The organism is Lysobacter sp. 2RAF19, assembly GCF_052115395.1.
Lineage (GTDB): Bacteria > Pseudomonadota > Gammaproteobacteria > Xanthomonadales > Xanthomonadaceae > Noviluteimonas.
Window position 1 is genome coordinate 63,103 of record NZ_JBFRGO010000002.1, and the last position, 14,354, is coordinate 77,456.

At 67.3% G+C, this 14,354-nt stretch carries 13 protein-coding genes and 1 pseudogene; 2 read left to right on the plus strand and 12 right to left on the minus strand.

Annotated elements, in window-relative coordinates:
* The first annotated feature begins 3 nt into the window (after nucleotides 1–3).
* Nucleotides 4–2,133, plus strand: a complete 2,130-nt coding sequence (locus AB4059_RS07130; RefSeq protein ID WP_498978008.1) for an amylo-alpha-1,6-glucosidase — start codon at nucleotides 4–6, stop codon at nucleotides 2,131–2,133.
* Here AB4059_RS07130 and AB4059_RS07135 read toward each other — a convergent pair.
* From AB4059_RS07135 to glnA, 4 genes and pseudogenes are all read right to left on the minus strand, one after another.
* Nucleotides 2,122–2,829, minus strand: coding sequence for a hypothetical protein (locus AB4059_RS07135; protein WP_498978010.1), 708 nt, complete (start codon nucleotides 2,827–2,829; stop codon nucleotides 2,122–2,124). The genes AB4059_RS07130 and AB4059_RS07135 overlap by 12 nt on opposite strands.
* Complete coding sequence (locus tag AB4059_RS07140) at nucleotides 2,826–3,512, minus strand: RHS repeat-associated core domain-containing protein (RefSeq protein WP_498978012.1); 687 nt, start codon at nucleotides 3,510–3,512, stop codon at nucleotides 2,826–2,828. The genes AB4059_RS07135 and AB4059_RS07140 overlap by 4 nt, the downstream gene beginning before the upstream one ends.
* A gap of 107 nt (nucleotides 3,513–3,619) precedes the next feature.
* Nucleotides 3,620–4,903, minus strand: a pseudogene (amt, locus tag AB4059_RS07145) (ammonium transporter); the annotation flags it as partial.
* A gap of 15 nt (nucleotides 4,904–4,918) precedes the next feature.
* The gene (glnA, locus tag AB4059_RS07150; protein WP_498978014.1) at nucleotides 4,919–6,328 is read right to left on the minus strand and encodes a type I glutamate--ammonia ligase; all 1,410 of its coding nucleotides are present in this window, start codon (nucleotides 6,326–6,328) and stop codon (nucleotides 4,919–4,921) included.
* 263 nt (nucleotides 6,329–6,591) lie between these two features.
* Here glnA and AB4059_RS07155 point away from each other — a divergent pair, with 263 nt between their 5' ends.
* Nucleotides 6,592–7,422: an undecaprenyl-diphosphate phosphatase gene (locus tag AB4059_RS07155; RefSeq protein WP_498978016.1), complete on the plus strand. Its 831-nt coding sequence runs from the start codon at nucleotides 6,592–6,594 to the stop codon at nucleotides 7,420–7,422.
* A gap of 4 nt (nucleotides 7,423–7,426) precedes the next feature.
* On the opposite strand, the gene AB4059_RS07160 is transcribed toward AB4059_RS07155, so the two are convergent.
* The 8 genes from AB4059_RS07160 to AB4059_RS07195 form a co-directional block, all read right to left on the minus strand.
* Nucleotides 7,427–8,188: an SDR family oxidoreductase gene (locus AB4059_RS07160; protein ID WP_498978018.1), complete on the minus strand. Its 762-nt coding sequence runs from the start codon at nucleotides 8,186–8,188 to the stop codon at nucleotides 7,427–7,429.
* Nucleotides 8,185–8,799 carry a YbhB/YbcL family Raf kinase inhibitor-like protein gene (locus AB4059_RS07165; protein ID WP_498978020.1) on the minus strand — a complete coding sequence of 205 codons (615 nt, stop codon included), beginning with the start codon at nucleotides 8,797–8,799 and terminating at the stop codon, nucleotides 8,185–8,187. The genes AB4059_RS07160 and AB4059_RS07165 overlap by 4 nt, the downstream gene beginning before the upstream one ends.
* Nucleotides 8,800–8,819: 20 nt before the next feature.
* A complete protein-coding gene (locus AB4059_RS07170; protein WP_498978022.1) occupies nucleotides 8,820–9,839 on the minus strand; it encodes a YheT family hydrolase in 1,020 nt (339 codons plus the stop codon).
* Between the two features lie 59 nt (nucleotides 9,840–9,898).
* Nucleotides 9,899–10,720: a lysophospholipid acyltransferase family protein gene (locus AB4059_RS07175; protein ID WP_498979028.1), complete on the minus strand. Its 822-nt coding sequence runs from the start codon at nucleotides 10,718–10,720 to the stop codon at nucleotides 9,899–9,901.
* Nucleotides 10,660–11,124 carry a hotdog fold thioesterase gene (locus AB4059_RS07180; protein WP_498978024.1) on the minus strand — a complete coding sequence of 155 codons (465 nt, stop codon included), beginning with the start codon at nucleotides 11,122–11,124 and terminating at the stop codon, nucleotides 10,660–10,662. Before AB4059_RS07180 ends, AB4059_RS07175 begins: the two co-directional genes overlap by 61 nt.
* 13 nt (nucleotides 11,125–11,137) lie before the next feature.
* Complete coding sequence (locus AB4059_RS07185; protein WP_498959248.1) at nucleotides 11,138–11,752, minus strand: YkvA family protein; 615 nt, start codon at nucleotides 11,750–11,752, stop codon at nucleotides 11,138–11,140.
* A 107-nt stretch (nucleotides 11,753–11,859) separates the two neighbouring features.
* Complete coding sequence (locus AB4059_RS07190) at nucleotides 11,860–13,779, minus strand: phospholipase D family protein (protein WP_498978026.1); 1,920 nt, start codon at nucleotides 13,777–13,779, stop codon at nucleotides 11,860–11,862.
* Complete coding sequence (locus AB4059_RS07195; RefSeq protein ID WP_498978028.1) at nucleotides 13,776–14,354, minus strand: YceI family protein; 579 nt, start codon at nucleotides 14,352–14,354, stop codon at nucleotides 13,776–13,778. Before AB4059_RS07195 ends, AB4059_RS07190 begins: the two co-directional genes overlap by 4 nt.

Below are 14,354 nucleotides of genomic sequence, written 5' to 3' on the forward strand. Positions count from 1 at the left end.
GATATGGATCCGGCGGCGACCGCCGCGCTGTATTCCACGCATGTGCTGAAGGACGGCGACAGCTTCCTCGTCGCCAACGGCTACGGCGACGTCGAGGAGGGCAGCACCGGCCTGTTCCGCGACGACACGCGCCTGCTGTCGATGTTCCGCCTGCGCCTGGGCGACACGCAGCCTGCGTTGTTGAGCGCCGCGGTCACGGCGGACAACGTCTTCTTCCTCTCGCACATGACCAATCGCCAGTTGCCGCCGCTGGGTGAGACCGCGGCGGCGGCGCACGGCCTGATCCATCTGTTGCGCTCGCGCTTCCTCTACGAGGAACGCTTGTTCGAACGCATCACGCTGATGAACTACGGGACCAATGCATTCGTGGCGCCGCTGCGCATCGAGGTCGCCGCGGACTTCCGCGACATGTTCGAAGTGCGTGGCCAGGTGCGCCAGGCGCGCGGCAAGTTGCTCGATCCCGAAGCCTCGCTGGGCCCGCGTGGCGTGGTGTTCAGCTACGAAGGGCTGGACAAGGTGTTGCGCAAGTCGGCGGTCGCGTTCTCGCAGCCGGCGACGAACGTCAACGGCGCGACCTTCGAATTCCTGCTCCAGTTGGTGCCCGGTGTCGAGCAATCGCTGTTCGTCGAAGTGGGCAGCGAACCCGGTGGTCCCCTGCCCTCGCGCGAGCGCCACCGCGATGCCGCGGCCAAGGCGCGCAAACGCATGCGCAAGCGCGGCCGCCGAGGCGCGCACGTGCGCAGCAGCGGGCCCTTGTTCGACGCCTGGATGCAACGCTCGCGCGCGGACCTGGCGTTGCTGACGAGCGAACTGGAAACCGGCCCGTATCCGTATGCTGGCATCCCCTGGTTTTCCACGCCCTTCGGACGCGACGCGGTGATCACCGCGATGCAGACGCTGTGGCTCGACCCGGGCATCGCGCGCGGCGTGCTCGGCTTCCTCGCCGCGCACCAGGCGCAGGAAGAGTCCTCGTTCCTGGATTCGGCGCCGGGCAAGATCATGCACGAGACGCGGCGCGGCGAGATGTCGGCGCTGCGCGAGCTGCCCTTCGGCCGCTACTACGGCGGCGTGGATACCACGCCGCTGTTCGTGATGCTCGCCGGCGCCTATGCGCGGCGTACGGGCGATGCCGGATTCATCGACACCTTGTGGCCGGCCTTGCTCGCGGCGACGGGTTGGATCGAGCGCGTGTGCGACGCCAATCGCGACGGCTTCCTCGACTATGCACGCGGCGAATCCACCGGCCTGTCGAACCAGGGCTGGAAGGACAGCGAGGACTCGGTGTTCCATGCCGACGGCCGTTTTCCGAAAGGCCCGATCGCGCTGGTGGAAGTGCAGGGTTACGCGTACGCGGCGTTCCGCGCGATGGCGGAGCTCGCCGAATTGCGACGCGACGAAACCGGGATGCAGGTCTGGGCCGGTCGCGCAGCGCGCATGCAGGCCGCGGTCGAATCGAAATTCTGGATGGACGAACAAGGCTTCTACGGCATCGCGGTGGATGGCGAAGGTGCGCTGTGCGCGGTGCGTTCGAGCAACCCGGGACATTTGTTGTACTGCGGATTGCCCACTGCCGCGCGCGCGGCGGACGTGGCGAAGCGCCTGATGGAACACGATTTCCACACCGGTTGGGGGCTGCGCACGCTCGCCTCGGGCCAGGCCCGCTACAACCCGATGAGCTACCACAACGGTTCGATCTGGCCGCACGACACCGCGCTGTGCGCCGCGGGCATCGCGCGCTACGGCCATCGCGACGCGGCCGTGCAGCTGTTGCGCAGCGCGTTCGAAGCCGCGGTCCACTTCGACATGCGCCTGCCCGAATTGTTCTGCGGCTTCCACCGCGTGCAGGGCGCGCCGCCGATCGCGTATCCGGTCGCGTGCATGCCGCAAGCCTGGGCCGCGGGCGCACCGTTCATGCTGTTGCAGGCATGCCTGGGCGTGGAGATCGACGGCCTGCGCGGCGAGATCCACGTCGACCGGCCGCGCTTGCCCGATGGCATCGATGAAGTGCGCTTGCACGAAGTCGCCCTCGGTGGCGAGCGCGTGGATCTGTTGTTCCGCCGCGTGGGCGAGCGCGTGGGGATGTTCGTGGAAGGGAAGAGCGCGGGGACGCCGCCGGTGCGGTTACGGAGTTGAGACCCAGGATTTTTGGGATTGCCAACCGCGCGTGGGCACTGTGTACCAATCGATCCACCTGCGGGTCGGAATGTCGAACCAAGCTTCGATCTCATCCGGTGTGCCGCGTTCGAGCACATGGCGCACGCGCTCGGCGAAAGGACCTGCGACGGCATGTCTCACCGGGAATCCTTCCAGCCGGGTCGTGAACGCGAGCATCGTCGTGGGCAGCGCGAGATGGCTTCGGAGTTCCGCGATTTCATTCCTGGGCGCCATGTCACCAAGTGCACCTTTTCGAGACGCGCGCTCCAACCGTTTGTAGGCCCTGCGCTCGACGCGCGTGGCGGCATACAGGTTTCGCCGGCCGGTCGTTTCGGTTGCGAGCAGTGCGAAAAGGCACGGATCGGGATGCCACATCAGTCCGGAGGACAAGCCGACGATCAGCCCGCCGGCGTCATCGACGAGGAATGCATTCGGCGCGAATGGGCGCTGTACGTCATGCGGTCCATCGATCAGCTCCCCTCGCCAGAGGTCTGCGTCGCTCGTGGCGCGCACGACGATCGTGCCGCGCAGATCGCCGTCACTCACCCGCAGGATCATGCCTTCTTCGAGGACCAGTCCAAGTGCGGCGATGTCCCGCACGGTGCCGTAGGCATTGAACCGGAACCCGTCGATATCGAGGCTGTTGAAGTCGACGTAGATGCGTGGCGGGATCATGGGTTCTTCGCCGAGTTCCTCTGGATTTCCATCAGCTGCGACGCGGTCTCGGGAGCCAGCCCCGTGACCGTCGCGTGGTTTGGAGATTGCCCTAGCGTAATTATCACATCGCCGCCGGCCGCCCTGATCGAGCCCACGTTCGTGACACCCACCTGGTTATTTCGAATCGGCGCGCAAAGTTCGCACACGGTTTTGCCTGCAGCGCTTTCGACGGAGAATCCGACGACTCCGGCGCCTTCATGCAATCCGGTGCCCTTGGCGATCCCTTCCGGGCTATTGCCGCCTAGAGGAGGATTCGCGTTGCCTCCCCGAACGACAAGCGCTTCATCCGGCAATCGCGCAGCCGCCCGACTCGCCTGGACCCCAAGCCCCACCCCACCCGGAACCCCCGGCGTGAGAATCGCCGCGACATCCGCGCCGATGCCGAGCCCATCGACGACCGCGGCGCCGAAATTCCCGGCGCGCACGTTGTCGTAAAGACTCTTCGCGCCGAATGCCACGCTCGGCACGCCGATGAACAAGTCTTCGGCCCAACGCCCATCGGGGTCGCGGAAGCGATACGGGTTGTCGTTCGCGTAGGCGTAGCGGTTGAAGCCCGCGCCGCTGTCGGCTTGCGCTTGCACCGGATCGACGGAAACGAATCGCGCATCGGCCGGCCACGCGGCGATGAGCAACAGGAACAACGCAAGCAGGCGCGCCATGCACGGCATCCGGTTCGGGATGCCGCGATGGTCCTCAGGCGTGCTGGGTTATCCGAGCCGAAGCGGCTCTACGTCGATGCGACGCGAGATCAGATTTCGTACGCCGATTCGCCGTGGGCGCTGATGTCGAGGCCTTCGCGCTCGCTGTCGTGGTCCACGCGCAGGCCGCGCAGGCGTTTGGCGATCTGGAACGCAAGGAAGGCGACCAGACCCGACCATGCGAGCGTGATCGCCACGCCCGCTGATTGCACGGCCACCTGGTGCGCGATGTCGAAGTCCGCCGCGCCCGTGCCGCCGAGCGAAGGCGCGGTGAACACACCCGTCAGCACTGCGCCGACGATGCCGCACACACCGTGGATGCCGAAGACATCCAGCGAATCATCGGCACGCAAATGACGCTTGAGTGCGTTCACACCCCAGAATCCCGCGGCGCCGCCGCACGCACCGATCACCATCGCGCCACCCACGCCGACCGAGCCGCACGCCGGCGTGATCGCGACCAGGCCGGCGACGGCGCCGGATGCCGCGCCCAGCATCGACGCGCGCGCGCGCAACACCGCTTCGATCGCGCTCCACGTCAGCACCGCGGCGGCAGCCGCGAGCAAGGTATTGGCGAAAGCGAGCGCGGCGACACCGTTGGCTTCGAGTGCAGAGCCCGCGTTGAAGCCGAACCACCCGACCCATAACAAGGACGCGCCGACATAGGTCAGCGGCAGGTTGTGCGGGGACAAACGCTCGCGACCGAAACCGATGCGCGGCCCGAGCATGTATGCGCCGACCAGGCCGGCGACGCCCGCGTTGATGTGCACGACGGTGCCGCCCGCGAAATCCAGCGCACCCAGCTTGAAGAGGAATCCGTTGCCGGCCCACACCATGTGTGCGAGCGGCAGGTAGGCGAAGGTGAACCACAAGGCCGCGAACAACAGCACCGCCGCGAATTTCGCGCGTTCCGCGATCGCACCGACCACCAGCGCGCAACTGATCGCCGCGAATGCGCCCTGGAATGCGACGTACGCCAATTCGGGAATGACCACGCCCTGCGTGAATGTCGCCACGGTCGACGATGGCCCGATGCCCGAGAGCATCGCCTTGCCGAATCCGCCGATCCACGCGTTGCCGCCGTCGAAGGCAAGCGAGTAGCCGTACGCCACCCACAGCACCAGTGCGAGCGAGGCGACGACCAGGACCTGCATCAGCACCGAGAGGATGTTCTTCGCGCGCACCAGGCCGCCGTAGAACAGCGCCAAGCCGGGGACGATCATCAGCATCACGAGCACGGTGGACACGAACATCCACGCGACGTCGCCCTTGTCGACCATGCCGCCTCCCGATATGGCCCCTCCCCTGCGTGCAGGGGAGGGGTTGGGGTGGGGTAACGCCTTGACCGATTACAGCGTGTAGTACATCTGGTACTCGAGCGGATGCGTCGCCGCGCGGAAGCGCGTGACTTCCTGCATCTTCAGCGCGATGTAGCCGTCGATGAAGTCGTCGGTGAACACGCCGCCGGCCTTGAGGAACTCGCGGTCCTTGTCGAGCGCTTCGAGCGCCTGGTCCAGCGAGTGGCACACGGTGGGGATGTTCTTCTCTTCTTCCGGCGGCAGGTCGTACAGGTCCTTGTCGCTCGGCGCGCCCGGGTCGATCTGGTTCTTGATGCCGTCCAGGCCGGCCATCATCAGCGCGGCGAAGATCAGGTAACCGGAGTTCATCGGGTCGGGGAAGCGGATCTCGATGCGGCGCGCCTTCGGGTTGGCCACGTACGGGATGCGGCACGAAGCCGAACGATTGCGCGCCGAGTAGGCGAGCATCACCGGCGCTTCGTAACCCGGCACCAGGCGCTTGTAGGAGTTGGTGGTCGAGTTGGCGAACGCGTTGATCGCGCGCGCGTGCTTGAAGATGCCGCCGATGTACCACAGCGCCATCTGCGACAGGCCGCCGTAACCATCGCCCGAGAACAGGTTCACGCCGCCCTTGGCGAGCGACTGGTGCACGTGCATGCCGCTGCCGTTGTCGCCGACCAGCGGCTTGGGCATGAAGGTGACGGTCTTGCCGTTGCGGTGGGCGACGTTCTTGATGACGTACTTCATCGTCAGCAGTTCGTCGGCCTTCTTCACCAGCGAGTTGAACTTGGTGCCGATTTCGCACTGGCCCGCGTTCGCCACTTCGTGGTGGTGCACTTCCACTTCCATGCCGACTTCTTCCAGCGTCTTGCACATTTCGGCGCGCAGGTCGTGCAGCGAGTCCAGCGGCGCGACGGGGAAGTAACCGCCCTTCACCATCGGACGGTAGCCGGTGTTGCCGCCTTCATATTCGCGGCCGGAGTTCCATGCCGCTTCTTCGGAGTCGACGTGGAAGAAGGTGTGGCCCATGTCGTTGGCGAAACGGACGCTGTCGAAGATGAAGAACTCGGGTTCCGGACCGAAGAAGGCCTGGTCGGCGATGCCGCTGGACTTCAGGAAGGCTTCGGCGCGCTTGGCGACACCGCGCGGGTCACGGCCGTAGGCCTGCATCGTGGCCGGGTCGAGGATGTCGCACGTCAGCACGAGCGTCGGGTCGGCGGTGAACGGATCGAGGAAGGCGGTGGTGGAATCGGGCAGCAGGACCATGTCCGATTCGTTGATGCCCTTCCAGCCGGAGATCGACGAGCCGTCGAACATCTTGCCGTCCTCGAACAGCGAGGCATCGACGATCGACTTCGGGAAGGTCACGTGGTGCTGCACACCGCGCATGTCGCAGAAGCGCAGGTCGACGAATTCGACCTTGTGGTCCTTGATGAGCTTTTCGACGTGTTCGAGGGACATGGCGGTTTCCTGGGGACGGGAGGTGGGTCGGCGCTTGCCGGGACCCCCTAGGTAGAGCAAGGCGCGTGCCAAGCGCGGCGGCCTTGTAAGCGATTGAATTCAAACGTTTTGGCGGGCGTGCGCAAGATCGCGGGCACTTGATTGGTGCAGCCATCTCCCGCACTTGCACCAAGACCGCGCGAAACCGGCCGTGACGCCGTCGCCCACGCGCGATGCCCTACGATGCGCGCTCCCGCCCTCGCCGACCCGACGACGCCTTCCCCATGACCGACTTCCTCGCCGCGCTGCTGCTCGGCATCATCGAAGGCATCACCGAGTTCCTCCCGATTTCCTCCACCGGCCACCTGCTCATCGCCGAGCGCTGGCTGGGACATCGCAGCGATCTGTTCAACATCGCGATCCAGGCCGGCGCGATCCTCGCGGTGGTGCTGATCTATCGCGAACGCCTGTGGCAACTGGCCGACAGCTTCCTGCACCCGGCAAAAGCGCAACCCGTGCACGGCCAAGCGCCGCGCGACTACGCCATCAAACTGACGGCGGCGTTCCTCGTCACGGCCGTGCTCGGCCTGATCGTGAAGAAACTCGGCTTCGAATTGCCGGAGGACGTCGCGCCGGTGGCGTGGGCCCTGGTGATCGGCGCGGCCTGGATGGTGCTCGCCGAACAACTGGCGGCCAAGCGCGCGCAAGTGCTGGGCGAGCGCGCGACGATCACCTGGACCGTGGCGATTCTCGTCGGCGTGGCGCAAGTGGTGGCCGGCGTGTTCCCGGGAACCTCGCGTTCGGCGGCCACGATTTTCGTCGCACTGCTGTTCGGCACGACGAACCGGAAGGCGGCGACCGAATTCGCCTTCCTCGTCGGCATTCCGACGATGTTCGCCGCGACGGGCTACGAATTGCTCCACGTCGCACGCGAAGGCGGCCTGGCCGGCGAAGACTGGGGTTCGCTCGCGGTGGCGTTCGTCGCTTCCGCATTGACGGCGTTCGCCGCGGTGAAGTGGTTGCTGCGCTACATCCAGAGCCACCGGTTCACGGTGTTCGCGGTGTATCGCGTGATCCTCGGCGCCGCGCTGTTGCTGCTGGTGCCTTCGCCCTGATCGATCAGAGGGTGCGCGTCTGCCCGCCGTCGACGTCGACGATCGCGCCCTGCATGTAGCTCGCCGCATCCGATGCGAGGAACGCCGCGACCGCCGCGATCTCCTGCGGCGTGCCGAAGCGCGCGACGCGCAATTCGCGTGCGAGTTCCTTCGATGCTGCCTCCACCGCGATGCCGCGTTCGGCGGCCAGGCGCTCGATCCGCCCCTGCGTGCGCTCGGTGGCGATGCTGCTCGGGTTGATCGCGTTGACGCGCACGCCGTCGCGCACGCCGCGATCGGCCAGCGCCTTGGTGAGGTTGAGCAAGGCCGCGTTGACGCTGCCGCCGATGGTGAATTCGGCATTGCCCGTGCGTCCGCCGATGCCGGCGATGTTCACGATGCATCCCCTGGTTTCGACCAGGTGCGGCCATGCCGCGCGGCACAGGCGCACGGCGCCGAAGAACTTCAGTGCGAATCCGTCGGCCCACGCCGCATCGTCGAACGCGAGGAAATCCCCGCGCGGCGTGGCGCCTGCGTTGTTGACCAGGATGTCGATGCGGCCGAAGCGCGCGATGGCCGCTTCGACGAGTGTCGACGCGGCTTCGGGCTGCGCGAGATCGCAGGCATGCGCGAGCCCGGGGACGGGCAGCGCATCGACAACGCCCTGCAGCGCTTCATGCGAACGCGCCGCTGCGACCACGTGGCAGCCCGCCTGCGCAAGCGCCTGCGCGATCGCCGCGCCGATGCCGCGGCTCGCGCCGGTGACCACCGCGACGCGTGCGCTCACGCGTCGACTTTCGAATGCAGCGAATAGGTGCCGTAAATCGCCGCTTCGGTGATTTCGTGCGGTTGCAGCGCGTGGAAGACGTCGGCTGCGGTGAACTTCGCCGGCAACTCGAGCTTCGGCACGCGCAGCGCGAACAGGCGGAAGAAATAGCGATGCGTGCGCAGGTCGTTGAACGGCGGATACGGACCGTCGTAGCCCGCGTAATCGCCCTGCATGTCGGCATGGCCCTTGAACCAGCCGGTGTAATCGTTCAAGCCCTGGCGCGCGCCTTGCGGGCCCGGCGGCGTCTGCTTGCCGTGCGCGGTCACGCCATCGCTGCAACTGCCCGCTGCGATCGCGCGCACGCTGGCGGGAATATCGGCCATCACCCAATGCACGAAGTCGGTGCGCGGCTGATCGACGGGAATGTCCATGTCGTCGCGGCCGACCGTGGCCGGATCGGTCGGCGCGTCGGTGTCGATGCACATCAACACGAAGGACTGCGTGCCCTCGGGCACATCGGACCACGCCAGGTGCGGGTTGCGATTGCCGCCGAATCCCTCCGGCACGCCCATCGCGAACTCCGCGGGAATACGGCCGCGGTGCGCGAAGCTTTCGCTGCTCAGATGCATGTCGATGGACTCCCTTGAGGTCAGGCAATGGCCGCCGATGGTGCCATGGCCGGTTCGATCGCGCCGTCGAGCCGTTCGGCCACCCAGCGTTCGGCGAAGCCGTCGCCGCGCCAGTTTTCCAGGAACCCGCAGTGACCGCCGTGTTCGGCGATCTCCAGGGTCGCGGTCGGCGGCAGATGCAATGCGTGGAACGCGGCGACCGGAATGACCGGGTCGTCGGCGGCCATCAGGATGCTCGCGGGCACGCGCAACTGCGCCAGGCGCTCGCCTGCGATCGAATAGCCTTCGAAATAATTGTCGAGCGAACCGAACTGCGTGTGGCGTTCGACCATCCACTGCGTCAGCGGGCGCATGCGCAGGCCGAGCACCTTGTCGTCGAAGTCGTGTTGCTGCGGAAACAGCTTGCGCTTGCGCGCGAGCGAACCGCGCCACTTGCGCTCGAAGTACCACATGTACAACGGCAGGCCGTGTTCCATCGCCTCCATCGTGCTCGCCGGATCCAGCACGGGGCACACGGCCGCGACATGCGCGAGCGGGATGCCGGCGGCCCCTGCGCGCAAGGCGACGCGCAGCGCGAAGTTGCCGCCGAGCGAATAACCCGCGATGACCATCGGGCGCGCGGCGAAGCGTCGCGACACCTCGGCCGCCGCGGCGACGACTTCGTCGATGCGGTTGGAATGGAACAGGCCTTCGTTGAGGTGGTGCGTGTCGCCGTGGTCGCGGAAGTTCAGCCGGAAGATTTCGAAACCGCGCGCGAGCAGGCGCGCGGCGGTGAGTTGCATGTAACTCGAATCGGCGCTGCCTTCCCAACCATGCAACAGCAACGCCAGGCCGCGCGGCGCATGCCCCGGGATCGCCGAATGCAGGCCCTGCAGGCGCACGCCGTCGCCGGCGTCGATGATGTGGGCGCTGGTCACCGCGCCCATCGCCGCGAGCGCCTGGCGCCCGCGACGCCGGCGCAACGCGCTGGACCCCAGCACCGACTGGAGGTGCGGGCTGCGCAGCATGGCGGGCGGCGCGTAGTCGCTGGCGTGCGGCATGGGGCCGAGGCTAACGCGATGCGTGTGGAGGCTGCGCTCTAGGACTTCCGACACCCGGCTCAGGGCGCCTCCATCGCGTTCACGATGCGCTCGCGCGCCAGTTCGGCGATGCGGCGGCGGCCGCCGGCATCGCTGGCGTCGATCGGATCCAGGAACCAGATCTCCGCAACGCGGGCCGGTTCCCCGAGCAGGCGCAGGAAGTTGGCGGCGAAGCTTTCCCCGGGCCCGAAGGCGACCACCGGTTGCGCACTGGCGCCGCGCCCGTAGCGCAACGCGACCGGTTGCACGCGCACGCCGGCTTCGACCGCGGCCAGGAAGATGCGCGCATGGAACGGGCCGATGGCGTGGCCATCGCGCGTGCGGCCTTCGGGAAAGACGCCCACCGAACGGCCTGCGCGCAGGCGCGCGAGCATCTCGTGCAGCACCCCGCCCATCGATTCGCTGTTGCCGCGCTCGTGGTAGATCGTTTCGCCACGCGTGGCGAGGAATCCCACGACTGGCCAGCGGCTGATCTCGCGCTTGGCGACGAAGCCCATCATGCGCTGGCTGTGCAAGGCGGTGATGTCGATCCAGCTGACGTGGTTGGCGACGAACAGCGTCGCGCCCGGCAAGGGCACGCCGCGGCGTTCGAGCCGGAAACCGAACACGCGCATCAGCCCGCCTTGCCACAGGCGGATCAGGCGATGGTCCAGCGGTTCGCCGCGCACCTGGATCTTTCGCAGGGGCGTTGCGATCAGCAGCATCGTCAGCGGCAGGTCCACCAGCACGTGCCACAGCAACAAGGGGGTGCGCAGCGCGAAGCGCAGGGTGTGCGATGCGTTCACTGCGAAGGGTTCGCCCCGGGCAGGGGGATCACGGCGAGGGTCAGGCGCGAAACGCAGACCAGCTTGTTGCGCGCGTCTTCGATGCGGATTTCCCACACCTGCGTCTGGCGGCCGACGTGCAGGGGACGCGCGGTCCCGGTGACCAAGCCGTCGCGTACGCCACGCACATGGTTGGCGTTGATCTCGATGCCGACGCAGCCCTCGCCTTCGCGCACGCTGAGCATGCCGGCCGAGCTGCCGAGGGTTTCGGCGAGCAGCACCGACGCACCGCCGTGCAGCAGGCCATAGGGCTGCCGGGTGCGCGCGTCCACCGGCATGGTGGCGCGCAGGAAGTCGGGACCGATTTCGGTGAAGACGATGCCGAGCGGCTCCATCGCGGTGCCGCGGGACATCGCATTCAGGGCGGCCAGGTGATCGCCCGGCCGGAAGATCGAATCCCGCGACGGCGCTGGATCGGCCATGCGGGCGCGAGGATCAGCCGAACTTGAAAACGCCCGGACGCCAGCCGCGCGTGTAGGGCTGGCGCGTGGACGCGTAGCCGCTGCTGCTGCCGTAGCCGGTGCCGAATTCGCGGTCGCGTCGCACGTGCATGCGGTCGACGAGTTCGTCGCGGCGCGATTCCAGCCAGTCGGTGCGGCCCAACTGCGCAGGCTCCAGGCCGCGGCGCTTGGCTTCGTGCTCGCGGTAATCGCAGAAATCGTCGTAGGCCTCGAGCTCGTGCTTGAGCTCGCGCACGCACAGTTCGATCATCACCGCATCGTCGAGGAAGCCGAGGACTTCGACGTTGTCCGGGATGATGTCCTTCGGATCGCAGAAGTAGACCAGCGCGGAGAGCACGCGGTCGCGGTCTTCTTCCGGCAGGTGCCAGCCTTCGTCGCGCACCATGGCGATCATGTCGTCCAGGCGCAGCAGGCGTTCCTTGATGAAATCGGGGATGTGGACCTTCGCCGCGTCGGCGAGCAAGGTGCCCGAGCAGGCGATGATGTCGTCGGCCGTGCGGTCCTTGGCGGCTTCCTTCGCCTGCGCCATCGCCTTCTGGAAATGTTCGAGGTCGCGGTCGTTGAGTTCGAAGTTCAGCGAAATCGACATGGCGGCAATCCAGTCCGTAACGATGGGGGGTGAAGGCGGGCAGCCTAGCAGAGTCCTGCCCCGGACCGGAACAATTGCCCCGTGCCGCAGTGCTTGTCCGCCGTTGCCTACAAGATCGGTGCCAAGCCCGCGCCGAAGGCCGTGAAGATGCGGGTCGACAAGCCCTTCAGGCCCAGGCTGACCTCGGGGAAATCGCCGACGGGCGTATAGCAACGGCGGAAATTCGGATCGTCGCGCGGCAGGGGCGCGGGGCATTCGGGGCCGGGCACGAAGTCGTAGCTGGTGGCATAGCGCCAGGGCCACAGGTCGAAGATCGGCAGTTCCTCGGACACTTTGTCCAGCGAGTAATCGATGCCCGGGAGCACCGGCGATTTGTCGCGCTCGGCGATGACCCAGGCATTCTCCGGCCGCATGTCGCCGCGGATGCTCGCCGCCAGCGCGTGCGCGAACGCCGCATCCTCGATCACCACCATGCTCTCGGTGTTGTACGTATCGCCGCGCGGGTCGAAGTTGTGCGTGCCGACCACGGCGATTCGCTCGTCGACCACGATCGATTTCGCGTGCAAGCCGATGCGCACACCCGCGCGCTGCAACGGCACGGGCCCGTTCGCGCCGCCGCCGCCGCTGCCGAAATAGCGCGTCGCCACGCCTTCGCCCTGCTGTTGCGGGGGTTGCTTCTTCCGTCGTTCCTCTTCTTCGGCGCCGGCCAGCAACGCGGCGCGCTCGGCTTCCTCCGCGCCCGCGGCGATGGCCTGCAGGTCGATCGGCGCCGAGCCGGGGAAGGGCTTGAACTCGTGGATGTGGAAGCCGAACTCGCGCAGGTAGCGGCGTTTGTACTTGTAGGACAAGGCGTAGACGATGAACGCGTCGGTGGACGCCAGGCTGTTGGTCGAGATCGTCACGCGCGGCGCCGACGCACGCGCATGCATGCCGCGGAACATCTGCTGCGCTTCCTTCGACAACACCAGGTAGGGGGTTTGCAGCAACACTTCGGAGTTCGCCGATTCGACGATGTCGCGCAGGCGCTGCCCCGCGTTTTCGGCGGTGTCGTTTTCGCCGCGGTGTTTCTCCGGCACGTCGGCGATGAAGTGGACCTGCGCGACGGGCATCGCCGCGCCGGCCAGCGTGGCGATGCGCGTGGCATCGGCCGCGTCGTTCAACAGTTGCGTCACCCGTTCGGGTGCGTCGAACGCGGCGTGGTCCAGCGGGGGCGCACCTTCGCGCAACAGCAGGCGGGCGACGTCGTCGAGCCGTTCGGCCGGCACGCTCATCGGCGAGGTCCAGAAGGTTTCGAAGTTCGCCTGCATCTGCCCCGCCACGGGCCCGGCGACGAGGACGTCGCGGTCGCGGAAGTCGTATCCGGGGCTCCAGTCGTAGTAATCGTCCTGGTAGTTGCGCCCGCCGGTGATGCCCACCGCATCGTCGATCAACAGCAACTTGCTGTGCATGCGCTGGTTGAGCCGATCCCAGCAACAGATCGAGGCCAGCAGGTACTTCGGGTAGTTCAGGCGCGAGTCGTTGAACATCGGGTTGTAGACGCGCAGGTCGAAGTTCGCGTGCGCCGAGGACAGCGCGGCGAGCGTCGAGGCCTTCTTCAGCGCCGAGAGCTGGTCGACGATCACGCGGACGCGCACGCCGCGGCGCGCTGCGGCCATCAATTCATCCAGGACCAGGCGGCCGCTGTCGTCCTCGTCGAAGATGTAGGTCTGCAGGTCGATCGAGTGGCGCGCGGCGCGGATCAGGTTCACGCGTGCGAGCAGTGCGTCCGGCCCGCGGTCGAGCAGGAGTGCGAAGTGGCGCGGCGCCTGCGGCGTGGATTCGGCCAGCGCGCGATCGCCCAGGTCGCGCAGCGCGGACGGCGCGGCGCACGCATCGGCAGGGCGCGGGCACACGACGACGCGGTCCCGCGCATCGAACGCGACGCCCTGCGCGCGGTCGGCCTTGCCGGTGGGCATCGACGCGCAGCCGCTCGCCAGCGCGAGCGCGCCGACGAGTGCCAGCAGTCGAGCCAACCGTGCGGGCGTCATTGCGCCCCGATGTCGCGAAGCCGGACCCGCAGCGAGAAGCGCACTTCATCGCGCATCGCCATGTTCCAGCCGTCGAGGTCGTAATCGCTGCGACGCACCGCGCCCTGCGCGACGATGGCGCATCCGCGTCCCGGGTCGTGGCAGCCCTGCGGTGCGAGGACGAAACGCTCGCGGCGCTCGATGCCATGCATGCGCAGGCGCCCGTGCAATTCGCCGCCGGTCTGGAGCAAGCCCAGCGGGTAAGGATCGGAAAGGAAGGTCACGTCGGGAAAGCGTTCGGCATCGAAGAAGCGCGGGCCGCGTGCGAAGCGCCCGTAACGCGGATGGTCGAGGATTTCGAGGGTGCGCGTCGACAGTTTCAGGCGCACCTGGCGCCGGCCATCGGGCAACTCCGTGACGTCGCCCTCGCTGTCGGGAAACAGGCCCGACAGGGTCTGGCCCCAGCGGGTCTGCAGCGAGAACTCGAATTTCGACTGCGCAGGCTCGACGACCGAAATCACGCCCGCGGGCGCAGCCGCGGCCGCCATGCCGATGCCGACTCCCGCCAGCAACAGCGTGGCGATCCAGGCGCGCAT

Bases quoted from the DNA above. Each gene is read 5' to 3' on its own strand.
- AB4059_RS07135 (WP_498978010.1), bottom strand. From the start codon at position 2,829: ATGATCCCGCCACGCATCTACGTCGACTTCAACAGCCTCGATATCGAC.
- AB4059_RS07155 (WP_498978016.1), top strand. From the start codon at position 6,592: ATGACCGACTTCCTCGCCGCGCTGCTGCTCGGCATCATCGAAGGCATC.
- AB4059_RS07190 (WP_498978026.1), bottom strand. From the start codon at position 13,779: ATGACGCCCGCACGGTTGGCTCGACTGCTGGCACTCGTCGGCGCGCTC.
- AB4059_RS07165 (WP_498978020.1), bottom strand. From the start codon at position 8,799: ATGCATCTGAGCAGCGAAAGCTTCGCGCACCGCGGCCGTATTCCCGCG.
- AB4059_RS07195 (WP_498978028.1), bottom strand. From the start codon at position 14,354: ATGCGCGCCTGGATCGCCACGCTGTTGCTGGCGGGAGTCGGCATCGGC.
- glnA (WP_498978014.1), bottom strand. From the start codon at position 6,328: ATGTCCCTCGAACACGTCGAAAAGCTCATCAAGGACCACAAGGTCGAA.
- AB4059_RS07180 (WP_498978024.1), bottom strand. From the start codon at position 11,124: ATGGCCGATCCAGCGCCGTCGCGGGATTCGATCTTCCGGCCGGGCGAT.
- AB4059_RS07170 (WP_498978022.1), bottom strand. From the start codon at position 9,839: ATGCCGCACGCCAGCGACTACGCGCCGCCCGCCATGCTGCGCAGCCCG.
- AB4059_RS07130 (WP_498978008.1), top strand. From the start codon at position 4: ATGGATCCGGCGGCGACCGCCGCGCTGTATTCCACGCATGTGCTGAAG.
- AB4059_RS07185 (WP_498959248.1), bottom strand. From the start codon at position 11,752: ATGTCGATTTCGCTGAACTTCGAACTCAACGACCGCGACCTCGAACAT.